Source organism: Stenotrophomonas sp. 2YAF26, from assembly GCF_052114625.1.
In the GTDB taxonomy this organism is placed as follows: Bacteria; Pseudomonadota; Gammaproteobacteria; order Xanthomonadales; family Xanthomonadaceae; genus Stenotrophomonas; species Stenotrophomonas indicatrix.
Window position 1 is genome coordinate 82,417 of sequence record NZ_JBFRFC010000006.1, and the last position, 18,856, is coordinate 101,272.

At 66.4% G+C, this 18,856-nt stretch carries 13 protein-coding genes and 1 tRNA gene; 5 read left to right on the plus strand and 9 right to left on the minus strand.

Annotated features, from left to right (window positions below; translation table 11 throughout):
• Nucleotide 1: 1 nt before the first annotated feature.
• From AB4Y98_RS08590 to AB4Y98_RS08615, 6 genes are all read right to left on the minus strand, one after another.
• Nucleotides 2-1,789, minus strand: coding sequence for an MFS transporter (locus tag AB4Y98_RS08590; protein WP_442244157.1), 1,788 nt, complete (start codon nucleotides 1,787-1,789; stop codon nucleotides 2-4).
• Nucleotides 1,790-1,951: 162 nt separating this feature from the next.
• On the minus strand, nucleotides 1,952-3,067 hold the full coding sequence (locus AB4Y98_RS08595; RefSeq protein WP_442244158.1) for an N-acetylglucosamine-6-phosphate deacetylase: 1,116 nt from the start codon (nucleotides 3,065-3,067) through the stop codon (nucleotides 1,952-1,954).
• Entirely contained in the window at nucleotides 3,064-3,840 is a 777-nt protein-coding gene (locus AB4Y98_RS08600; RefSeq protein ID WP_312704570.1) for a DeoR family transcriptional regulator, read from the minus strand. The genes AB4Y98_RS08595 and AB4Y98_RS08600 overlap by 4 nt, the downstream gene beginning before the upstream one ends.
• A 33-nt stretch (nucleotides 3,841-3,873) precedes the next feature.
• A complete protein-coding gene (locus tag AB4Y98_RS08605) occupies nucleotides 3,874-5,208 on the minus strand; it encodes a D-tagatose-bisphosphate aldolase, class II, non-catalytic subunit (RefSeq protein WP_442244159.1) in 1,335 nt (444 codons plus the stop codon).
• A 16-nt stretch (nucleotides 5,209-5,224) separates the two neighbouring features.
• Nucleotides 5,225-6,163: an ROK family protein gene (locus AB4Y98_RS08610; RefSeq protein ID WP_428703702.1), complete on the minus strand. Its 939-nt coding sequence runs from the start codon at nucleotides 6,161-6,163 to the stop codon at nucleotides 5,225-5,227.
• Nucleotides 6,156-7,310: an SIS domain-containing protein gene (locus tag AB4Y98_RS08615; RefSeq protein ID WP_442244160.1), complete on the minus strand. Its 1,155-nt coding sequence runs from the start codon at nucleotides 7,308-7,310 to the stop codon at nucleotides 6,156-6,158. The genes AB4Y98_RS08610 and AB4Y98_RS08615 overlap by 8 nt, the downstream gene beginning before the upstream one ends.
• 321 nt (nucleotides 7,311-7,631) lie before the next feature.
• Between AB4Y98_RS08615 and AB4Y98_RS08620 the strand changes: the two genes are divergently transcribed.
• From AB4Y98_RS08620 to AB4Y98_RS08635, 4 genes are all read left to right on the plus strand, one after another.
• Complete coding sequence (locus AB4Y98_RS08620; RefSeq protein WP_442244197.1) at nucleotides 7,632-10,991, plus strand: TIM-barrel domain-containing protein; 3,360 nt, start codon at nucleotides 7,632-7,634, stop codon at nucleotides 10,989-10,991.
• Nucleotides 10,992-11,123: 132 nt separating this feature from the next.
• Nucleotides 11,124-14,099: a TonB-dependent receptor domain-containing protein gene (locus tag AB4Y98_RS08625; protein WP_442244161.1), complete on the plus strand. Its 2,976-nt coding sequence runs from the start codon at nucleotides 11,124-11,126 to the stop codon at nucleotides 14,097-14,099.
• Between the two features lie 64 nt (nucleotides 14,100-14,163).
• Nucleotides 14,164-15,519, plus strand: coding sequence for a Gfo/Idh/MocA family protein (locus AB4Y98_RS08630; RefSeq protein ID WP_442244162.1), 1,356 nt, complete (start codon nucleotides 14,164-14,166; stop codon nucleotides 15,517-15,519).
• 175 nt (nucleotides 15,520-15,694) lie between these two features.
• Nucleotides 15,695-16,402: a DKNYY domain-containing protein gene (locus tag AB4Y98_RS08635; protein WP_033832464.1), complete on the plus strand. Its 708-nt coding sequence runs from the start codon at nucleotides 15,695-15,697 to the stop codon at nucleotides 16,400-16,402.
• A 12-nt stretch (nucleotides 16,403-16,414) separates the two neighbouring features.
• On the opposite strand, the gene AB4Y98_RS08640 is transcribed toward AB4Y98_RS08635, so the two are convergent.
• The 3 genes from AB4Y98_RS08640 to AB4Y98_RS08650 all read right to left on the minus strand — a co-directional run bounded on the left by AB4Y98_RS08640 (nucleotide 16,415) and on the right by AB4Y98_RS08650 (nucleotide 17,743).
• The gene (locus AB4Y98_RS08640; RefSeq protein WP_033832463.1) at nucleotides 16,415-16,828 is read right to left on the minus strand and encodes a DUF5615 family PIN-like protein; all 414 of its coding nucleotides are present in this window, start codon (nucleotides 16,826-16,828) and stop codon (nucleotides 16,415-16,417) included.
• Entirely contained in the window at nucleotides 16,825-17,529 is a 705-nt protein-coding gene (locus tag AB4Y98_RS08645; RefSeq protein ID WP_033832462.1) for a DUF433 domain-containing protein, read from the minus strand. The genes AB4Y98_RS08640 and AB4Y98_RS08645 overlap by 4 nt, the downstream gene beginning before the upstream one ends.
• Before the next feature lie 137 nt (nucleotides 17,530-17,666).
• Nucleotides 17,667-17,743: transfer RNA gene (locus AB4Y98_RS08650), tRNA-Arg, on the minus strand.
• Nucleotides 17,744-17,892: 149 nt separating this feature from the next.
• Here AB4Y98_RS08650 and ubiA point away from each other — a divergent pair.
• A complete protein-coding gene (gene ubiA, locus AB4Y98_RS08655) occupies nucleotides 17,893-18,786 on the plus strand; it encodes a 4-hydroxybenzoate octaprenyltransferase (RefSeq protein ID WP_312107660.1) in 894 nt (297 codons plus the stop codon).
• Nucleotides 18,787-18,856 lie beyond the last annotated feature (70 nt).

Consider the following 18,856-nt stretch of genomic DNA (forward strand, 5'->3'; position numbering starts at 1 on the left):
ATCAGCGCTGCTTTCCTGCAAACCCGGCTTCGATCTCTTCCAGCGAGCGCCCCTTGGTTTCCGGCAGCCAGAATGCGGCCACCAGGAAGAACACGAACGTGCAGCCCGCCCAGAACAGGAACATGCTGGCGTAGCCGTAGTGCCCCACCGTCGGCAGGAAGATGGCGGCAATGGTGGTGGACACGAACTGGTTGATCAGCAGCGCGATGCTCATGCCGTTGGAGCGGATGCGGTTGGGCATCAGCTCGGACAGCGCCAGCCACACGCACACGCCTGGGCCAACTGCGAAGAACGCCACGAATACCAGGATGCAGGCAGCGACGGCCCAGCCATGCGCGGGCGGCGGAATCGGGCCGATACGGGCTTGCTCGATGCGCAGCGGTGCCTGCGCGGCACTGGCCGGGTCGGCGAACGGATTGAGGTGCAACGTGCGGAAGAACGCGCCGATGACGCTGTCCGGTTGCACGGTGCCGGCGCGCTCGATGCGCAGCTCGCGGTCGGTCAGGTTGTCGCTGCGCAGCGCGCGCACGTTGGTGAAGTCGCCATAGGCGTAGGACACGGTCAGCTGCAGCGGCCGGCCCTCGCGGTCGACGCCACCGGCAAGCCGCTGCCACTGCGCGTCATCCAGTACCAGTTGCAGGCCATCGCCGCTTACTGCGGCCTGCAGGTGCGGCTGCACGTCGGCGCGGCCCCGTTCGGCCTGGAAGAACAGCGTTGCTGCGGCCAGCAGGGCCACGCAGATGCCACCGCTGCCCAGCATCAGCAGGAACTTGCGACCCTTGCGGTCGACCAGCAGCAGCGCGGCGACGGTCATCACCGCGTTGAGCAGTTTGATCGCCACGTCGGCGCCGTTGGCCACCGAGCCGGACAGGCCTGCCTGGTTGAGGATGTTCACCGCATAGGCCAGCACCGAGTTGATGCCGGTGGCCTGGGTGCAGGCCAGCACCACGCAGGCCAACACGAACGGCACCACGTAGCGGCGGCTGAACAGCGGGTCACGCTTGCCGCTGCTGCTGCTCGATTCCGGAGCCTGGATCTGCGCCAGGGTGGGCTCGACGTCGGCAGCGGGCAGCACGCGCTGCAGGCTGCGGCGCGCATCATCGATGCGGCCACGACGCACCAGCCAGCGCGGTGATTCGGACAGCCAGAAGATGCCGGCGCAGAACAGCAGGCCCGGTGCCAGGCAGGTCCAGAAGATGGTGCGCCAGGCGTGGTCCTTCACCGTGAACAGCTCCTGCGCCTGCTGCGCGACCGGCAGCGAGCGCACCGACTCTGCGGCAGCGTCCACGGCATGGGCGTGGTACAGGCCGATCAACGCGGCCAGCACCAGGCCGACGGTCAGCAGCAGCTGGAACATCGCCGCGCCGCGGCCGCGTCGTTCCGGGCTGAGCACTTCGGCCAGGTACAGGGGAATGACCACGCCGATCAGGCCGCCGCTGACACCCTGCAGCAGGCGCCCCAGCAGCAGCGGGGTGTAACCCGAGGCCAGTGCCATGATCGGGATGCTGGCGGTGAACAGCACGCCGGCCAGCAGCATCGCGCCACGGCGGCCGATGAGGTCGGCGATCATGCCGGCGAACAGCGAGGACAGCACGCTGCCCAGCAGCACCGCGGCGACGACAAAACCGAGCTGCTGGCTGCTGAGCTGCCAGGCGTGGCTGGCGGTGGCTTCAAGATAGGGCAGGGCACCGGCGATGATGCCGATGTCGATGCCGTACAGCAGGCCACCGAGGCCGCCGATGAAGAGCAGGTAACGTACGGGCCAGCGCGGGGCGGTGCTTGCAGTCATCGACAGGTTCCCAAGGGGCGGAGTGCTTTCTGTAGAGCCGAGCCATGCTCGGCTGCTTTCCGTTCCGATATCGAGGTACCCCGTGCCGCGCCTCGCGCGGTGAGCCGAGCATGGCTCGGCTCTACAGGGAGCCTGCGCGGCATCCAGGCCGCATCGGGTGCGTCAGTTCAAATCGATCACGCGGCCACCGACCACGACCTGCTGCAGGCGCAGTTCCGCATCCAGCACCACCAAGTCGGCGCGGACGTCGGGCGCAATGCGGCCGCGATCGCCCAAGCCCAGGTAATCGGCCGGGAAGGTGGACACGCGCTGCGATGCGTCAGCCAGATCCAGACCCACCTGCACCAGGTTGCGCAGCGCCTGATCCATGGTCAGCGCGCTGCCGGCCAGCGAGCCGGTGGCCAGGCGCACGCAGCCGCCGCACTTGTGTACGCGCTGCTCGCCCAGCGCGTACTCGCCATCGGGCATGCCGGTGGCGGCGGTCGCGTCGGTCACCGCATACAGGCGCGGAATCGCGCGTGCGGCCAGACGGATCACGCCGGGGTGGATGTGCTGCAGGTCGGGAATGATCTCGGCGTACTGCGCATGCGCCAGGGCAGCGGCGGCGATGCCCGGCCGGTAGTGGTCGACGCCGGTCATGCCGTTGAACAGATGGGTGAAGCCGGAAGCGCCGGCCTGCAATGCGGCCACGCCTTCCTCGTAGGTGCCGGCACTGTGGCCGAGCTGCACGCGGATGTCGAGTGCGGACAGCGCGGGAATCAGTGCGGTGTGCTCGCCGATCTCCGGCGCCAGCGTCATCACCCGGATCGGTGCCAGCGCGTGCAGCTGCCGCACCAGCGCCATCGTCGCCTCGATCGTACGATTGGGTTGTGCGCCCAGCCGCTGCGGGCTGATGAAGGGGCCTTCCAGGTGCACACCGGCGATGCAGGCGGCATCGGCATCGGGCGCTGCCATCGTTGCCGCAACGCCCTGCAGCGCGTATTCGATCTCGTCCAGGCCAGCGGTCATGGTGGTCGCCAGCAGCGTGGTGGTACCAAACCGCGCATGGGTGCGGGCGATGGTGCGGGTCACGTCGCCGCCCTGCATCAGGTCGACGCCGGCCGCGCCATGCACGTGCAGGTCGATGAAGCCGGGCAGGATCACCGGCAGCTGCGGGTCATCGCCGCCGCTGTGGTCGTCTACCTGCAGCTGGCGCACGTGTGAATCGAACTGGACCTGGCCGCGACGCCAGCCCAACGGGGTGAGGATGCGGCCGTGCAGGGAGCGGGTGTCGGTCATGCGGGGGGCTCGGCGATGATCACTTCGATGCCCAGCCGCTGCAGCCCTTCGCGGGTTGCCTCGTCGATGCCGGCGTCGGTGATGATGGCGTGGATCTGATCGAGGCGGGCGATGCGGTGCAGGCTGACGCGACCGAACTTGGAGGCGTCGGTGAGCACCACGATGCGCCGCGCGCGTTCGACCATGCGGTGGTTGAGGCGGGCTTCGGCTTCGTCGTGGGTGGTCAGGCCGAACTGCAGGTCCAGGCCATCCACGCCCAGGAACAGCGTGTCGAAACTGTAGGAGTTGAGGCTGGCTTCGGCCTGGCTGCCCTGCAGCGACAGCGATTGCTGGCGCAGCAGTCCGCCGGTCAGCAGCACGGTGATGCCGGCGGCGTTGGCCAGTTCCCAGGCGATGTTCAGGCCGTTGGTCATCACCGTCACATCGCGGTGTTCGCGCAGATGGCGGGCCAGGGTCATCGTGGTGGAGCCGGAGTCGATGATGATGTTGTCACCGGCCTGCACCAGGCGCGCGGCCGCCGTACCGATGGAGTCTTTCAGCGGCAGGTTCAGCGCATCCTTTTCGTGGATGTCCTGTTCCTGCGGCGGTGTACGCACCAGGGTGGCACCGCCGTGGGTACGCGTGGCCAGCCCCTGCGATTCGAAGTGGGTCAGGTCGGCACGGATGGTCACGGCCGACACGCCGAAGCGCTCGACCAGATCGGCCACCTGCACCGAGCCGTGCTCGATCAGCAGCTGCAGGATCTGTTGCCGGCGGGAGCGGGTGTTGCGCATGGCCATTCTCGGTTTCGCGGGGAAAGGTAGAGATTAGCCGTTCGCAAGATCGGCGGCAGCCGAACTTTCGTTGTGCTTGCGGGTTCCAGCCTGGTTGGCGCTGCAGGCGCGGGCGTATTCGCCCAGGCACAGGCCGATGCGATGCTGCACCAGCGCGGTAGGCGCATTGGCCAGGGTGCCCTCGCGCACGGCGCGGTACTGCTCCGGCAGGTACTGGCTGAGCAGCACCAGCGGCGGCGCGTGCTGTTCCAGGTTGGCGAACAGGGTCTGCACGGCCTGCACCAGCGCCGGCTCGCCCCAGTAGTAGCGGCAGCGGTCGCTGAAGGAATAGCTGCGCAGCAGGCGCAGCGTCGCTTCGTCGCCCTGGTAGTACGACTGCCAGGACTTCGGCTGCGCCACCATCACCTCGTCCAGCACCTGCGGCAGGCGCGAGCACTGCGCGGCCGGCAGCAGCTCGGCTTCGATGGCAGCGAGTGCGAACAGCGCTTCGCGATAGGCGAAGGTGGCCGCGGGGCCGACCTTGAGGATGGCGAAATGGTCGCGCACCAGGGCATGCAGGCCGCTTTCGCGCTGGTAGTCGGTCGAATGCGCTTCGAACACGATGCGCGGCTGCTGTTCGAGGAAGTCGGCCAGCTCGCTGGCGGCGGCCGCGTCGTACTCGTGCACGCTGCTGTGGTCGAAGTCCACGCCCGGCTGCACCACCATGGCCAGCACACGCTGCCATGCATCGCGCAGCAGCGGGGTATCGAAGGCCTGCCGGTGGATGGCCAGGGTCTGCGCAGCGGCGGCCGGGGTGGTCACCTGCAGGCCACCGGCCAGCGAGGCTTCGCCACCGGGAATCGGCACTTCGGTGCCGATGACATAGACCGGCGGCGGCAGGCCGTGCTCGGCGGCGGTGCGCTCGGCGATCTCGGCCAGCTCGGCCGAACGTGCAGCAACGATGGCATCGGGCAGCGGCACCGGGTCATCGGCGCAGGACATGCTGCAGTCCAGGTGGATCTTGTGGAAACCAGCGGCGACGTAGGCCTCGATCAGCACGCGCGCATGGGTCATCGCTTCGGCGGCCGGGCGCTTCTGCCAGGCGTTCGGGCCAAGGTGGTCACCGCCGAGGATCAAGCGCTCGCGCGGGAAGCTTTCCTCATCGGCCAGGGTGCCGACGTAGTCGCGGTACTGCGGCGGGGTCATGCCGGTGTAGCCGCCGAACTGGTCGACCTGGTTGGAGGTAGCTTCGATCAGCAGCACGGTATCGTGCGCCAACGCCACGTGCATGGCCGCACGCAGCACCTGTTCGTTGCTGCAGCAGACGCTGTACAGGCCGACGTTGTGGCCGGCGCGGTGGGAGGCAAGCAGGGTCTGCAACGGGGACATGGTCAAGCTCCGGACATCAGGAAAACGAGGGTTGGCAGGCCAGCAGGGCGGCACCGCGTGCACCACCGGCATCGCCGAAGCGCGGCGGCACGATGGGCGGCACCTGCACGCCGTTGAACAGATGCGCGGCGATGGCCGCCGGCAACAGCTGGTACAGCGGTGCGTACTGGGACAGGCCGCCACCGAGCACGATCACGTGCGGGTCCAGTGCCAGCACCAGTGCGGCCAGGCTGTGGCCGAGCAGGTCGCGATGGATGTCCAGCGCCTGCCGTGCGCGCGTATCGCCGGCCTCGGCCAGGGCGACCACCACGCTGGCATCGGCAGCGCTGCCACCGAGGTGACGCTCGATCATCGCCAGGCCACTACCGGACACGTAGCGCTCCACGCAGCCTTGCAGGCCACAGGCGCAGTCGATGAGCGGCAGTCCATGGCGCTGCAGCAGGTGGCCCGGCACACTCCAATGGCCCCATTCGCCGGCCAGGCCGTTGAAGCCGGACAGCAGGCGCCCCTGCAGGCAGAAGCCGCCACCGGCACCGGTGCCGAGGATGGCGCCGAACATGCTGGGGTAGCCATCGGCGGCGCCACCGTGCGCTTCAGAGAGCGCAAAACACTGCAGGTCGTTGCCGAAATGCAGCGGGCGCTGCAGGCGTGCCTGCAGATCAGCCGCCACGCATTGACCGGTCAGCGCAGGCACATTGGCGCTGAGCTGGCGGCCGTTGCGACGATCACGCACGCCGGGCAGGGCGATGCCGATGGCCGCATCGCTGCGACCCAGCGCAGCATCGGCTTCAGCAACCAATGTCACCACCGCCTGCAGGAAGCCGTCGTAGTCGCCCTGCGGGGTAGCCACGCGGCGGCGCCAGGTGACCTGCATCGCCGCATCGCACACCACCAGCTCGATCTTGGTGCCGCCGATGTCGATGCCGTAGCAGGCGTTGGCGATCAGCTCAGCCATGGTGGATGGTGACACCCTTGACCACGCGGTTGACGGTGCCGTCCGGGAACGGATTGTCGGGGGTCAGGCCGAGTGCGGCCGAACGCTGCAGCGCGTACAGCTGCGCAAAGCCCAGCCACACCGGCGCCAGCCACGGGTCATCCAGGGCAGGCACGGTGAGGGTGTAGTCATCGTCGGCACCGATATCCGAATGCGGACCGATCGACAGCACCTGCCCGGCCACGCCATCGCGGCGCAGTTCTTCCAGCAGATCCTGTTCATAGCGGCGCGCCAGCGGCTGCCCGCTGCGCAGCACGACCACCAGGGTGGTGCCGTCCAGCGTGGATTTCGGGCCGTGGCGGAAGCCGAGCGGGGTGTTGGCCAGCGCCAGCACGCGGCCGGCGGTCAGCTCCAGCACCTTCAAAGCGGCTTCGCGTGCGAGCGCTTCCAGCGGGCCGCTGCCAAGGTAGATCACCCGGTTGAACGGGCGCTGCGCCAGCGCGGCCACTGGTGCATCCCACTGCGCCTGGCCTTCGCGGGCGAGACCAGCAATCTGCTTCAGGCGCGCGATGCGCGCATCCCACGGCGAACGGTCGAACACGGTCAGCGCGGCCAGCAGCATGCAGGTCAGGCTGCTGGTCATGGCGAAGGCGCGGTCGCAGCTGGCCGACGGCATCAGCAGGGTGCAGGTGTCGGCACGGCCGGCGCCGCGACGGGCCAGTTCGCCATCGGCATTGCAGGTGATGTCCAGAAAGCGCACATCGTCGACGTCGCTGCGCACGCGGTTGACGGCGGCAACGCTTTCGGGGCTGGAGCCGCTGCGGCCGAATGACACCAGCAGGGTCGGACGGTCGCGCTGCAGGTACAGCGCCGGATGGGTGAGCAGGCTGGTGGTGTGCACCACGCGCACCTCGGCCGGCCACTGCGCGTTGATCGCATCGGCCACCATTTCGGCGATGAAGCCGGAACTGCCGGCGCCGGTGAACAGCACACGCTGGTTCGGGTCATTGAGGCTGTCGCCGAGGAAGGCCTGCAGGCGGTCGCGGGCACGCGACAGATCCTGTGCAAGGGCTTCCCACAGCGCCGGCTGCTGGGCGATTTCGGTAGCGGTATCGGCTCCGCCGCGGCGCTGCCAGGCGGACACATCGGAAAGCAGGGTGACGTCCATTCGGAGGTTCCAGTTGGGCCACCGCACCATCTGTGTTTTCTTTCGAAATGTCAAATACCGAAAGTAAAAAGAAAGATATTGAGGCAACTACTTTCCCGGCGCGGCAGGCTGCTGGAAACGAAAGAAACCGCCAGATGCCGTATCGCACAATGCTTAACAGGGGGTTGCAAGCGCTTACACAAAGTATTGCAGCGCACCAACTTTCGTTTCATGTAAATATATCTTCCTTTTTCCTTTCAATTTGTTGACATCTTTCGAATCGCTGCCCTAGAGTCGGCCCAACCGCTTTCGAAACGCCCGGTGAACGGGTTGGGAGTCCGTGTGGAAATCTGCGTTCGTCGTTCGCCACTGCTGCTGGCCCTGTTGCCGGCATTGCTGTCGGCGTCCCTGTCGGCCCAGGCCGCACCGGTCGGCAACCTTCGCTCGGTCAGTGCCAGTGCCAGCACCGACGGCGTGAGTGGTTGGGACCTGCAGACCGACAACGGCACGCGCATCCGCATCGAACTGCCGGCCACCGACATCATCCGCGTGCAGGCCGGCCGCAATGGCAAGCTGACCGGTGCCGGCGACAAGGCCGCGCCGATCGTGCTGCCGCAGCCCAAGGCGAACGTGCAGGCGCAGCTGGAAGAAGACGCGCAGGAAATCCGCGTGCGCACCGACGCACTGGTACTGCATGTGCAACGGCAGCCGCTGCGCCTGCGCCTGGAACGCCTGGACAACGGCCAGCCCAGCGCGCTGTGGCAGGAACTGCAGCCGTTGGACCTGGATGCCGCGCAGAGCGTGCAGGTGCTGTCCTCGCAGGCCGATGAAGGCTATTACGGTGGTGGCCAGCAGAACGGCCGCTACCAGTTCAAGGGCCGCGAACTGGAAGTCTCGTACTCCGGTGGGTGGGAAGAGGGGGATCGCCCGAGCCCGGCACCGATGCTGCTGAGCAGCCGTGGCTGGGGCATGCTGCGCAACACATGGAGCGACGGCAGCTACGACCTGCGCCAGAGCGACCAGGCCACCCTGCTGCATCGCGAGGACCGCTTCGATGCCTACTACTTCGTTGGCGCCGATCTGCCGAAACTGATCGAGCGCTACACCCAGCTGACCGGTCGCCCGAACATGGTCGCGCGCTGGGCGCTGTCCTACGGCGATGCCGATTGCTACAACGACGGCGACAACAGCAAGAAGCCCGGCACCGTGCCCGAAGGCTGGAGCGACGGCCCGACCGGCACCACCCCCGATGTGATCGACAGCGTAGCCAAGCAGTACCGCGCCAATGACATGCCCGGCGGCTGGATCCTGCCCAACGATGGCTATGGCTGCGGCTACAAGCAGCTGCCGGAGACGGTGAAGGGCCTGGCCGGATACGGTTTCCGCACCGGCCTGTGGACCGAAAACGGCGTCGACAAGATCGCCTGGGAAGTAGGCAAGGCCGGCAGCCGCGTGCAGAAACTGGACGTGGCCTGGACCGGCAAGGGCTACCAGTTCGCGATGGATGCCAACCGCCAGGCATTCAACGGCATCCTCGACAATTCCGATTCGCGCCCGTTCCTGTGGACGGTGATGGGCTGGGCCGGCATCCAGCGCTATGCCGTGGCCTGGACCGGCGACCAGAGCAGCAGCTGGGACTACATCCGCTGGCATGTGCCGACCCTGGTGGGTTCGGGCCTGTCCGGCATGGCCTACGCCAGCGGCGATGTGGACGCGATCTTCGGCGGCAGCGCCGAGACCTTCACCCGCGACCTGCAGTGGAAGGCGTTCACCCCGGTGCTGATGGGCATGAGCGGCTGGTCGTCGAATGCGCGCAAGCACCCGTGGTGGTACGACGAGCCCTACCGCAGCATCAACCGCGATTACCTGAAGTTGAAGATGCGCCTGACCCCGTACATGTATGGGCTGGTGCATGAGGCCGCACAGACCGGTGCACCGCCGGTGCGTGGCCTGATGTGGGACAACCCGCGCGATCCGCACGCGCAGGATGAAACCTACAAGTACCAGTTCCTGCTCGGCCGCGACCTGCTGGTTGCACCGGTGTACCGCAGCCAGGCCGCCAGCCGTGGTTGGCGCCGCGACATCCACCTGCCCGCCGGCGGCTGGATCGACTACTGGGATGGCCGCCGCGTGCAGGCCGCCGCCGATGGCCGCCAGCTGGACCGCCAGGTGGACCTGGCCACCCTGCCGGTGTTCGTGCGCGCCGGTGCGATCCTGCCGATGTACCCGTCGATGCTGTTCGACGGCGAGAAACCGCTCGATGAAGTGACCTTCGACCTGTACCCGCAGGGTGATTCGCAGTACACGCTGTACGAAGATGACGGCAACACCCGCCGCTACCAGCAGGGTGAATCGAGCACGCAGCGGATCAGTGTGCAGGCGCCGGCACAGGGCAGTGGCCCGGTGCAGGTGCAGATCGATGCGGTACAGGGCCAGTACAACGGCCAGCTGGCACAGCGCCGCTATGGCCTGCGCGTGCTCAGCCGACAGGCGCCGCGTGCGGTGCAGGCCGCTGGCCGCGCGCTGCCGGCGCTGGCCGACGCGACCGCATTCAACAGCGCCAGCGAGGGTTGGTACTTCGATGCCAAGGAGCGTCGCGGCACCCTGCATGTACGCACTGCGGCGCAGGACATCCGCCAGCCGCTGCAGCTGCAGCTGGACTTCGCCGTCGCCGCAGCGGCCGCCGACGATGCCTATCCGGCCGCACCGGTGCTGGGCCGCGAACTGCCGGCCGACAGCCTGCTGGTGGTCAACCGCCCGGCCGAAGAACCCGGCCATGCGCTGGAAAATGCCTTCGATGATGATCCGGCCACCTGGTTCCGCAGCGTGCGCAACCAGGCCGTGCGTACCGGTGCCCACGAGTGGGTGATCGGTTTCGGCGAACGGAAGATGATCGATGGCATCGACATCGCGCCGCGCAACGACAAGAACTGGAAGCACGGCCAGGTGCGCGACTACGAGGTGTACCTGGGCGACAGCAACGGCGAGTGGGGTGAACCGATTGCCCGCGGCCACCTGCTGCTGAAGGAAGGCACGCAGCGCATCGACTTCCCGGCCCACGCCGGCCGCCTGCTGCGCTTCCGCGTGTTGAGCGTGCAGAACCCCGAAGGTGACGGTGCCTCCAGCACCGATCCGATGGTGACCGCTGCACAGGGCAGTGCGCGTGCCTTCGACGCGCTGCAACCGCGCGACGTCGGCCCGATTGCGCTGTCCACCTTCCACATCCTCGAACACCAGGAACCGGAGCGACCGGCCCGGCAGCGCTATCTCTCCGAGCTGCCGGTGCCGGCCGCGCTGGCCAGCCATGTGCACGCCGACAAGGCGTTCAGCGGTGACGCCGGCATGCGCATGAACGGCCTGCAGTTCCGCCGTGGCCTTGGCGTGGCCGCCAACAGCCGCATCGACCTGCGCCTGCAGGGTGGTTGGCGCCTGCTGCGTGCCGACCTCGGCATCGACGACGCCTGCCGCACGGCCGGTGGCCTGCAGTTCCAGGTCTGGGGTGACAACCACCTGCTGTACGACAGCGGACTGGTGAAGGCGCCCGGCGTGGTCAAGCCGGAGCTGGACATCCGTGGCCTTTCCACCCTGAGCCTGCGCACGCTGGGTGCGCAGGGCAGCCAACCCGCCCAGGTCTGCGCCAACTGGGCCAACGCCGTGCTGATCGGCCAGGAGGGCGACTCCGCCAGCATCGTCGCCCCATGACCGCCACGTAACACCGCTCCTCCCCCGCCCATTCCGACTACGGCTTCACCACGACTGTGGGGGCCGTGGCCCGGGAGCGTTTTGCCCGCTGATCCACCATTCGCGCCGCACCCCTGCCAGGAGAGAACCCCGATGTTGCCCGCCCGCCACCACCGCCCCCCCTGTCGTTCGATCGCACCGTTGTCGCTGGCCATCGCCGGCGTGCTGTTGTCGGTCGCCGTTCCTGCCTTCGCCCAGGAGAGCAAGGACAAGGCCACCGACCTGGCCCGCATCGAGGTCACCGGTTCCAACATCCGCCGCACCGACGTTGAAACCGCCTCGCCGGTGCAGGTGATCAGCAAGCAGGACATCCAGAACATGGGTGCGCGCACGCTGCTGCAGGTGCTCGACAACCTGCCGGCGGCCCGGCCAGCGCAGCAGGATTCGCGCTCGCTGTTCACCGGCTCCGACGGCGCTTCGCAGGCCAACCTGCGCGGCCTCGGCGCACAGGGCACGCTGGTGCTGCTGAATGGCCGTCGCCTGTCGTACTACGGCGCGCCGGCGGGTTTCCAGACCCAGTTCGTCAACATCGATGCGATTCCCGCCGCCGCCATCGAACGCATGGAAGTGCTGACCGACGGCGCCTCGGCCGTGTACGGCACCGACGCGGTGGCCGGCGTGATCAACGTGATCACCAAGCGCAACTTCCAGGGCGCGGAGATCAGCTTCACCAACGACACCTCCTCGCGCATCGATTCCTACGGCGAGCGCCAGGCCAGCATCACCGCCGGCTTCGGTGACCTCACCGAGAACCGCTTCAACATCTACGGCGCGGTGAACATGTACCGCCGCGACGCGATTCCGCTGGCCGACTTCTATGACAAGCGCCCGGACCAGTACTACGTCAACAATCCCAACTACCTGAACAATCTGCGCCTGGGCGTGGGCAGCAAGCCGGGTGAGTTCAACCCGGGCAGCTATTTCGCGTTCGATCCGGTGACCGGCCGCCGCGTGCAGGAAGCCGCGCCCGGCTGCAAGAACGTGCTGACCAGTGAAGCGGCCGGCCCCCGTTGCGTCTGGGAAACCTGGATGAACAACGAGATCGACGCGGGCGCCAAATCCGAGCGCAACACCGCCTACCTCAACGGCACCTTCCTGGTGGGCGACAGCACCGAGATCTTCGCCGAGGCCACCTATACCGATATCGACCTGCGTGCCAACGGCGGTACCCCGCGCAGCTACGGCACCACCACCGGCAACCCGACCAGCTGGTTCTCGCGCGATACCGGCAACAACGTCAACCAGTTCCTGTATCCGTTCCTGGGCCCGAACAACGAGTACAACCACGCCAGCCCCGAGCTGAAGGCCATGATGGGTGGCGTGGTCGGCCTGCAGTACCTGCTGCAGGATGCCGGCGCCAACTACTTCGGCCAGCGCAACACCGACAAGAGCTACCGCGTGCTGACCGGCGCGCGTGGCAACATCGGTGACTGGAACTGGGAAACCGCGTTCGCCACCGCCGGCACGCACTCGACCACCTACCAGACGATCAACGTCAACGTGAAGGGCTTCGAGAAGGCATTCGGTCCTTACAGCATCGACCCGGGCACGGGCCGTGTGATCATCTCCGATCATCCTGCGTACAAGTTCGGTGAGATCAGCGAGGCCAACGCCGCACTGATCCGCGGCGCCTTCCCGACCTTCGACATCCAGTCGTGGACGCGCCTGCACACCCTGGACGGCAAGATCGAAGGCCCGCTGTTCCAGCTGCCGGCCGGTGAAATGCGTGCGGCATTCGGCTTCAACGCCAGCCGCGAAACCTTCTACACCCCCGGCAACGCCGACGCGGCCGCCGGCCTGATCACCCAGCAGGGTGGCTCGTGGTTCGATGGCGCGCGCAATACCTATGCGTTGTTCGCTGAAACGGTGGCGCCGATCACCGAGAAGCTGGAGCTGGATGCCGCCGTGCGTGTGGACAAGTACCCGAACTTCAGCGCCAACGTCGCGCCGAAGATCGGTTTCAAGTACCAGGCCTTCGACCAGCTGATGCTGCGCGGCACCTATTCCACCGGCTTCCGCGCCCCCAGCCTGGCCGAGTCCGGCAACGGCGGCGTGTACGCGCAGCTGGGCGGCTTCCGTGATGAACTGCGCTGCGCCGAGACCAACGCCATCGCCAACCTGCTGCTGAAATCGCAGCGCGGCGGCGATGTTGACCTGGGCAAGAGCCTGCTCAACGTGGACTGCAGCCGCACCGTGGCCCGCATGACCCAGCCGAACCAGAACCTGAAGCCGGAGAAGGCGAAGATCGCCACGCTGGGCTTCGTCTACGAGCCGGCCAGCTGGCTGTCGGTGTCGGCCGATTACTGGTTCATCTACCGCGACAACGAAATCGTTGCTCCGGACTACCGCCGCGCCGAAGACATCATTTCCTCGTCGCGCTCGCCGATCACCGACAGCGACCGCGCCAACCTGGCGCAGCTGGCGGCGATGTGCGCCGACCCGGCAAGCGGTGTGAGCTGCCCGGGAACGCTGCCGGGCTACTCGGCCGGCAATGTGGCCAGCGTGGTGGGCCAGTACAAGAACCGCGGCAAGACCCTGATCGATGGATTCGACATCGATGCGCGCAGCCGTTTCTCGCTGGGTGAGTGGGGCGGCCTGAACATCGGCCTGGCCGCCACCATCGCCAACCGCAACCGCTTCTACATGGATGAACAGAACGGCTGGTACTACGGCGACGTGGTGGGCTACTACAACAACCCGCGCCTGCGTGCGACGCTGAATGCCGACTGGACCTACAAGCAGGTCACCACCAGCATGTTCGTCAACTATGTGGGCGGCACCAAGTGGGCGACCGACCAGGTCGACGAAGTGAGCAACAACAAGGAAACCTGCACCGGCGGCTACCTGGCCCTGCAGGAGAGCAAGTGCGATGGTGCACCGTCGTGGTGGACCGCCAACATGAGCGTCACCTGGCGCCCGGATGATGCGTGGAACCTGAGCTTCACCGTCAAGAACCTGTTCAACCGCCTGCCGTTCTACGATCCCAACAGCTTCCTGGGTGACTCCAGTGACTACGCCACCATCTTCGGTCGTGGTTACAGTGTGACCATCGGCTACCGGTTCAAGTAATTCCGTTTGCGTGACCAGGCGCGCCGGCCCAGGCTGGCGCGCCTTCAAGAGGAGAGTGTTTGCCATGAAGCGTAGGGAATTCATCGCGGCCAGCGCCGCTGTCGCCGCCAGCAGCCTGCTGCCGCAGACCCCGGCATGGGCACGTGGCCGCAAGGTACGCCTGGCCGTGATCGGTACCGGCATGCGTGGCCTGGTGCTGCTGAAGGAACTGGTGCGCCGCGACGACGTGGAGGTCGTTGCCCTGTGCGATATCGAGCCGATCATGCTCGCCCGCGCCGTGGAGATGGTCAGCAAGGCGGATAAGCCCGCGCCGAAGACCTACGGCCAGGACCGCGACATCAACGCATGGAAGCGCCTGCTGGAGCAGAAGGGCATCGATGGCGTGATCATTGCCACGCCGTGGGAGTACCACGCACCGATGGCGATTGCCGCGATGCAGGCCGGCGTGGCCGTGGGCTGCGAAGTGGTGGCCGGCATCACCCTGCAGGATCACTGGGATGTGCTGAAGACCCAGCTGAGCACCGGCACCCCGTACATGCTGCTGGAGAACGTCTGTTACCGCCGTGACGTGATGGCGGCCCTGCAGATGGTGCGGCAGGGTCTGTTCGGCGAACTGGTGCACCTGCAGGCCGGTTACCAGCACGACCTGCGCGGGGTGAAGTTCAACTCCGGCGACCCGAACCAGCCCTACGACAGCGGCGTGGAATTCGGCCCCAAGGGCTGGAGCGAAGCACGCTGGCGCACCGAACACTCGGTGGAGCGCAATGGCGAGCTCTACCCCAGCCACGGCATCGGCCCGTGCGCGATGTATACCGGCATCAACCGCGGCAACCGCTTCACCCACATCAACGCGTTCGCCACCAAGGCGCGTGGCCTGCACGAATACACCGTGGCCAAGAGTGGCGGCACCACCCACCCGAGCACCAAGGTGAAGTTCAAGCTCGGCGACATCGTCACCACCACGCTGGCCTGCGAGAACGGCGAGACCATCCTGCTGCAGCACGACACCTCGCTGCCGCGCCCGTATTCGATGGGCTTCCGCGTGCAGGGCACCAAGGGCCTGTGGATGGACGTGAACCATTCGATCCACATCGAAGGCCGCAGCCCGCCGCACCAGTGGGAAGAGTTCAAGAAGTACCAGGACCAGTACGAACATCCGCTGTGGAAGCAGAATGCCGACACCGCCGCCAGCGCCGGCCATGGTGGCATGGACTGGTTCGTGATCCATGCGTTCGTGGAAGCGCTGAAGGCCAAGGCGCCGATGCCGATCGACATCTACGACGCAGTGACGTGGAGCGCGATTACCCCGTTGAGCGAGCAGTCGATCGCCAACAGTTTCCAGACGCTGGAGTTCCCGGATTTCACTGCCGGTGCGTGGAAGCAGCGCAAGCCGATTTTTGCGTTTGATGGTAAGTACTGATCTGCTCTGTGTAGAGTCGAGCCATGCTCGACTGCTTTGAACACAACGCCGGGCCATGCCCGGCGTTGCTGTCTGCATCGGTGCATTGGCACCCGTAGAGCCGAACCCACGCCCGGCTGTCTTTCCCGCCGACCGCATTAAACTAACGGCCCCACCGTTGGCGGAGCCCCATACCATGCCATGGCAGAAGATCAGCGAACTTCCTGACCAGCGATTCGTCGGCCCCTACGGCACCGAATTCTGGCGAATCCACGAAGGCCAGGTCTTCCACCAGGGTCGGTTGCTGCGCAAGGCCGACGCGGCCAGTTTCGAGTTCATCCCCGAGCACTATTTCATCGCGCGCGATTCGCACGCCGTCTACCACGCCTGGACCCGCCTGCCTGCGATTGACCGCGACAGCTTCCGCCAGTGCGGCGATTACTGGCTGGACAAGCGCAATGTCTACTTCGAATACGAGACTTCGCTGAAAGCCTTGGCCGAAGCCAATTGCGCCACTTTCCGCAGTATGGGCGGCGGCTACGGTGCCGACGATCACGGCGGCTGGTACTGCGGCCGACGCATGAAGCATTGCCTGCGCGGCGACCTGCTGCAGACAATCCCGCAGGACCCGCTGTACGCCGTTGACGACAGCAGCGTCTACTGCGACGGGAAGCCTCTGCCCGGCGTGGATCACGCGCGCTGGCGGCTGCTGGACGGACACTTCTCCGGCGATGGCAGCCGTGTCTACTATTTGGAACGGAAGCTGCCGCGCGTAGATGTGGCGTCGTGGCGTCTGTTGCAGGGGAGCTGGTCGCGGGACCATAAACACCTGTTCCATATGTTCATGATCGAGACCGACCCGATGCTGCGTGCACAGCATGGTTTCACGGATGATGAGGGTTGACGCGCGAAGCGGCTACCGTGACACCTTGATCTGCGTCAGCCGTCCCCCGGACGCCCTGGCATGCGGTACGCGGAACATTGCACCAGGTTGCACGAGTTCGGCCTGCTGCATCATCTTGGGCCACCACTCCAGAAGCCGCGCTGCGCGCTCGTAGTGGTTGAACGTGCTCCAGCCCTTGGCCAGAACGAATACGGTCAGGCCGAGGCGTGCGATCGCCTCGCGCTCTGCGGGCTTGCGATGATGATGATCCTGGGTAACGTGTACGCGGATGCCACGCTGGGTGGCCGCGTCGAAGAGCTCCAGGTCAGTAGTGCCGGGCATCACGAACTCCCTTACGTGGAAGACTTCGTGTTCGTCCGTTCCTGCAATGGCGTCGATGGCCCGGGCCAGCGCGGGCGGAAGATTCTCATCGATCTGCGCCTTCAAGGCGCGGCTCGATTCTCGAACTGCAGTGCTTTCTTCACTGCAGTCAGAGATAGGTCATACAGCTTGGCCACGCGACGCTCGTCGCCACCTTCGGCGCGCAGCGCCTCGACAATGGCGATGGTAGGAACGCCCGATTCGGCAAGGATGGGCTGACCAAAACTGCGCTGTGGATCAAATACCACCGCACGGGATCCCTTCAGTGGGAACCATCGTTCGGCACGATCATCGATGCCCAGTTCGATGCCGTCACGCAGCGAAGGTGCGATGACCTTGCGCATCACGTCCTGGCGCTTCACCACATCCACCAGTGCTGCATCGCCGCTGTCGCCCACGAGCTCCATGAAAATGCGGCGCCCATCGGTCTTGAAGCTCGTGCTGGTGAAGGGGTACTCCTTACCGAGCCGCTCGTTCAGCTCGACAATGGTTCGCCGCACCAGGTTGAGTGGCACGCCACATGCGACGAATGTGCGGACGAAGCGCAGCTCGATCAGATCGCGAAAGCCAATGCCGTCGATCTCTGAATCGGCCCATTGCGACTTCCACAGGGGAGGGTGGGCTTCCGGATTCCCGTGCTTCCGACCCTGATAGCCCTTCAGCCACCGGCGCAGTTCCGACGAGCTGCCGCCAATGAAGCGCGCAGCATCGGCGTAGGAATAGAGACCGACGCCGAGGCTGTCCTGTGCTGGCAAGGCGATACCCATGGCGCCGAGTCTACTCAATCCAAATGGAGCTGGAGTACAGAATCCCATTCTGCGCCCTGCGGGACTCATAAACTGAGAACGGAGACATGCGCGGGCGAATCTGCCCGGTGATTGGCAGGCCGAAGCCGACAAGAAGATGGCGCGCCCGGAGGGATTCGAACCCCCGACCAATGGCTTCGGAAGCCACTACTCTATCCGGCTGAGCTACGAGCGCGTGGTGGAACCGCCGCGCCGTCGGCCAAGGCCGGGGCGGGCATCGCAACGCAATGAGGCGGTGCGGAATGGGCATTCTATCCAGTTTCGCCGCACAAATCTCCCCCCGCCGGCAAAGTCGGTCCGAAGGCACAGGAGTATCCTAGTGCCATGGCTGATACCCCCCTTTCCGCGCCGCATCCGGCGCCGACGCCGCGCTGGCGGCATTACTGGAGTCTGATGCGCGCCGATCGCCCGATCGGCACGCTGCTGCTGCTGTGGCCCACCTGGTGGGCGTTGTGGCTGGCTGCTGGCGGGCTGCCGCCGCTGTGGACCCTGTTCGTGTTCACCGCGGGCGTCTGGCTGACCCGCTCGGCCGGTTGCGTCATCAACGACTACGCCGACCGCTGGCTCGACCCGCACGTGGAGCGCACCAAGGCGCGACCGCTGGCGACCGGTGCAATCAGCGGCCGGGCGGCGCTGGTGCTGTTCGCGGTGCTGATGCTGGTGGCCTTCGGCCTGGTGCTGACCCTGAACGGCCTGACCATCGCCCTGAGCTTCATCGGCGTGTTCCTGGCGGCCAGCTATCCCTACCTGAAGCGCTACACGCATCTGCCGCAGGTCTATCTGGGCATGTCGTTCGGCTGGGGCATCCCGATGGCCTTCGCGGCCGTGCAGGGCGAGGTGCCGTTGCTGGGTTGGCTGCTGTACGCCGGCAACATCCTGTGGTCCACCGCCTACGACACCTGGTACGCCATGGTCGACCGCGAGGACGACCTGAAGATGGGCTCGCACTCCACCGCGATCCTGTTCGGCGACCTGGACCTGGTCATCCAGGGCGTGCTGTACGCGCTGTTCCTGGCCACGATGGCGCTGGTGGGCGTGCGCGGCGGGCTGGGCGGGTACTACCTGGCCGGCGTAGCGGTGGCGACGCTGCTGGTGGTGTACGAATTCTGGATCTGCCGCAACCGCGAGCGTGGGCCGTGCTTCAAGGCCTTCCTGCACAACAACTGGGTGGGTGCCGCGCTGTTTGCCGGCATTGCCGTGGATCTGGCGCTGCGTTGAGCCCAAGGTGAGGTAGAGCCGGCCGCTGGCCGGCTGCATCCGTGTGTGACCCCGAGGTTGCCGGCCAGCG

Coding starts and splice junctions, on each gene's coding strand:
- AB4Y98_RS08590 (WP_442244157.1), bottom strand. CDS start 1,789: ATGACTGCAAGCACCGCCCCGCGCTGGCCCGTACGTTACCTGCTCTTC.
- AB4Y98_RS08605 (WP_442244159.1), bottom strand. CDS start 5,208: ATGTCCCCGTTGCAGACCCTGCTTGCCTCCCACCGCGCCGGCCACAAC.
- AB4Y98_RS08635 (WP_033832464.1), top strand. CDS start 15,695: ATGCCATGGCAGAAGATCAGCGAACTTCCTGACCAGCGATTCGTCGGC.
- AB4Y98_RS08600 (WP_312704570.1), bottom strand. CDS start 3,840: ATGCGCAACACCCGCTCCCGCCGGCAACAGATCCTGCAGCTGCTGATC.
- ubiA (WP_312107660.1), top strand. CDS start 17,893: ATGGCTGATACCCCCCTTTCCGCGCCGCATCCGGCGCCGACGCCGCGC.
- AB4Y98_RS08610 (WP_428703702.1), bottom strand. CDS start 6,163: ATGGCTGAGCTGATCGCCAACGCCTGCTACGGCATCGACATCGGCGGC.
- AB4Y98_RS08595 (WP_442244158.1), bottom strand. CDS start 3,067: ATGACCGACACCCGCTCCCTGCACGGCCGCATCCTCACCCCGTTGGGC.
- AB4Y98_RS08615 (WP_442244160.1), bottom strand. CDS start 7,310: ATGGACGTCACCCTGCTTTCCGATGTGTCCGCCTGGCAGCGCCGCGGC.
- AB4Y98_RS08630 (WP_442244162.1), top strand. CDS start 14,164: ATGAAGCGTAGGGAATTCATCGCGGCCAGCGCCGCTGTCGCCGCCAGC.
- AB4Y98_RS08625 (WP_442244161.1), top strand. CDS start 11,124: ATGTTGCCCGCCCGCCACCACCGCCCCCCCTGTCGTTCGATCGCACCG.
- AB4Y98_RS08645 (WP_033832462.1), bottom strand. CDS start 17,529: ATGGGTATCGCCTTGCCAGCACAGGACAGCCTCGGCGTCGGTCTCTAT.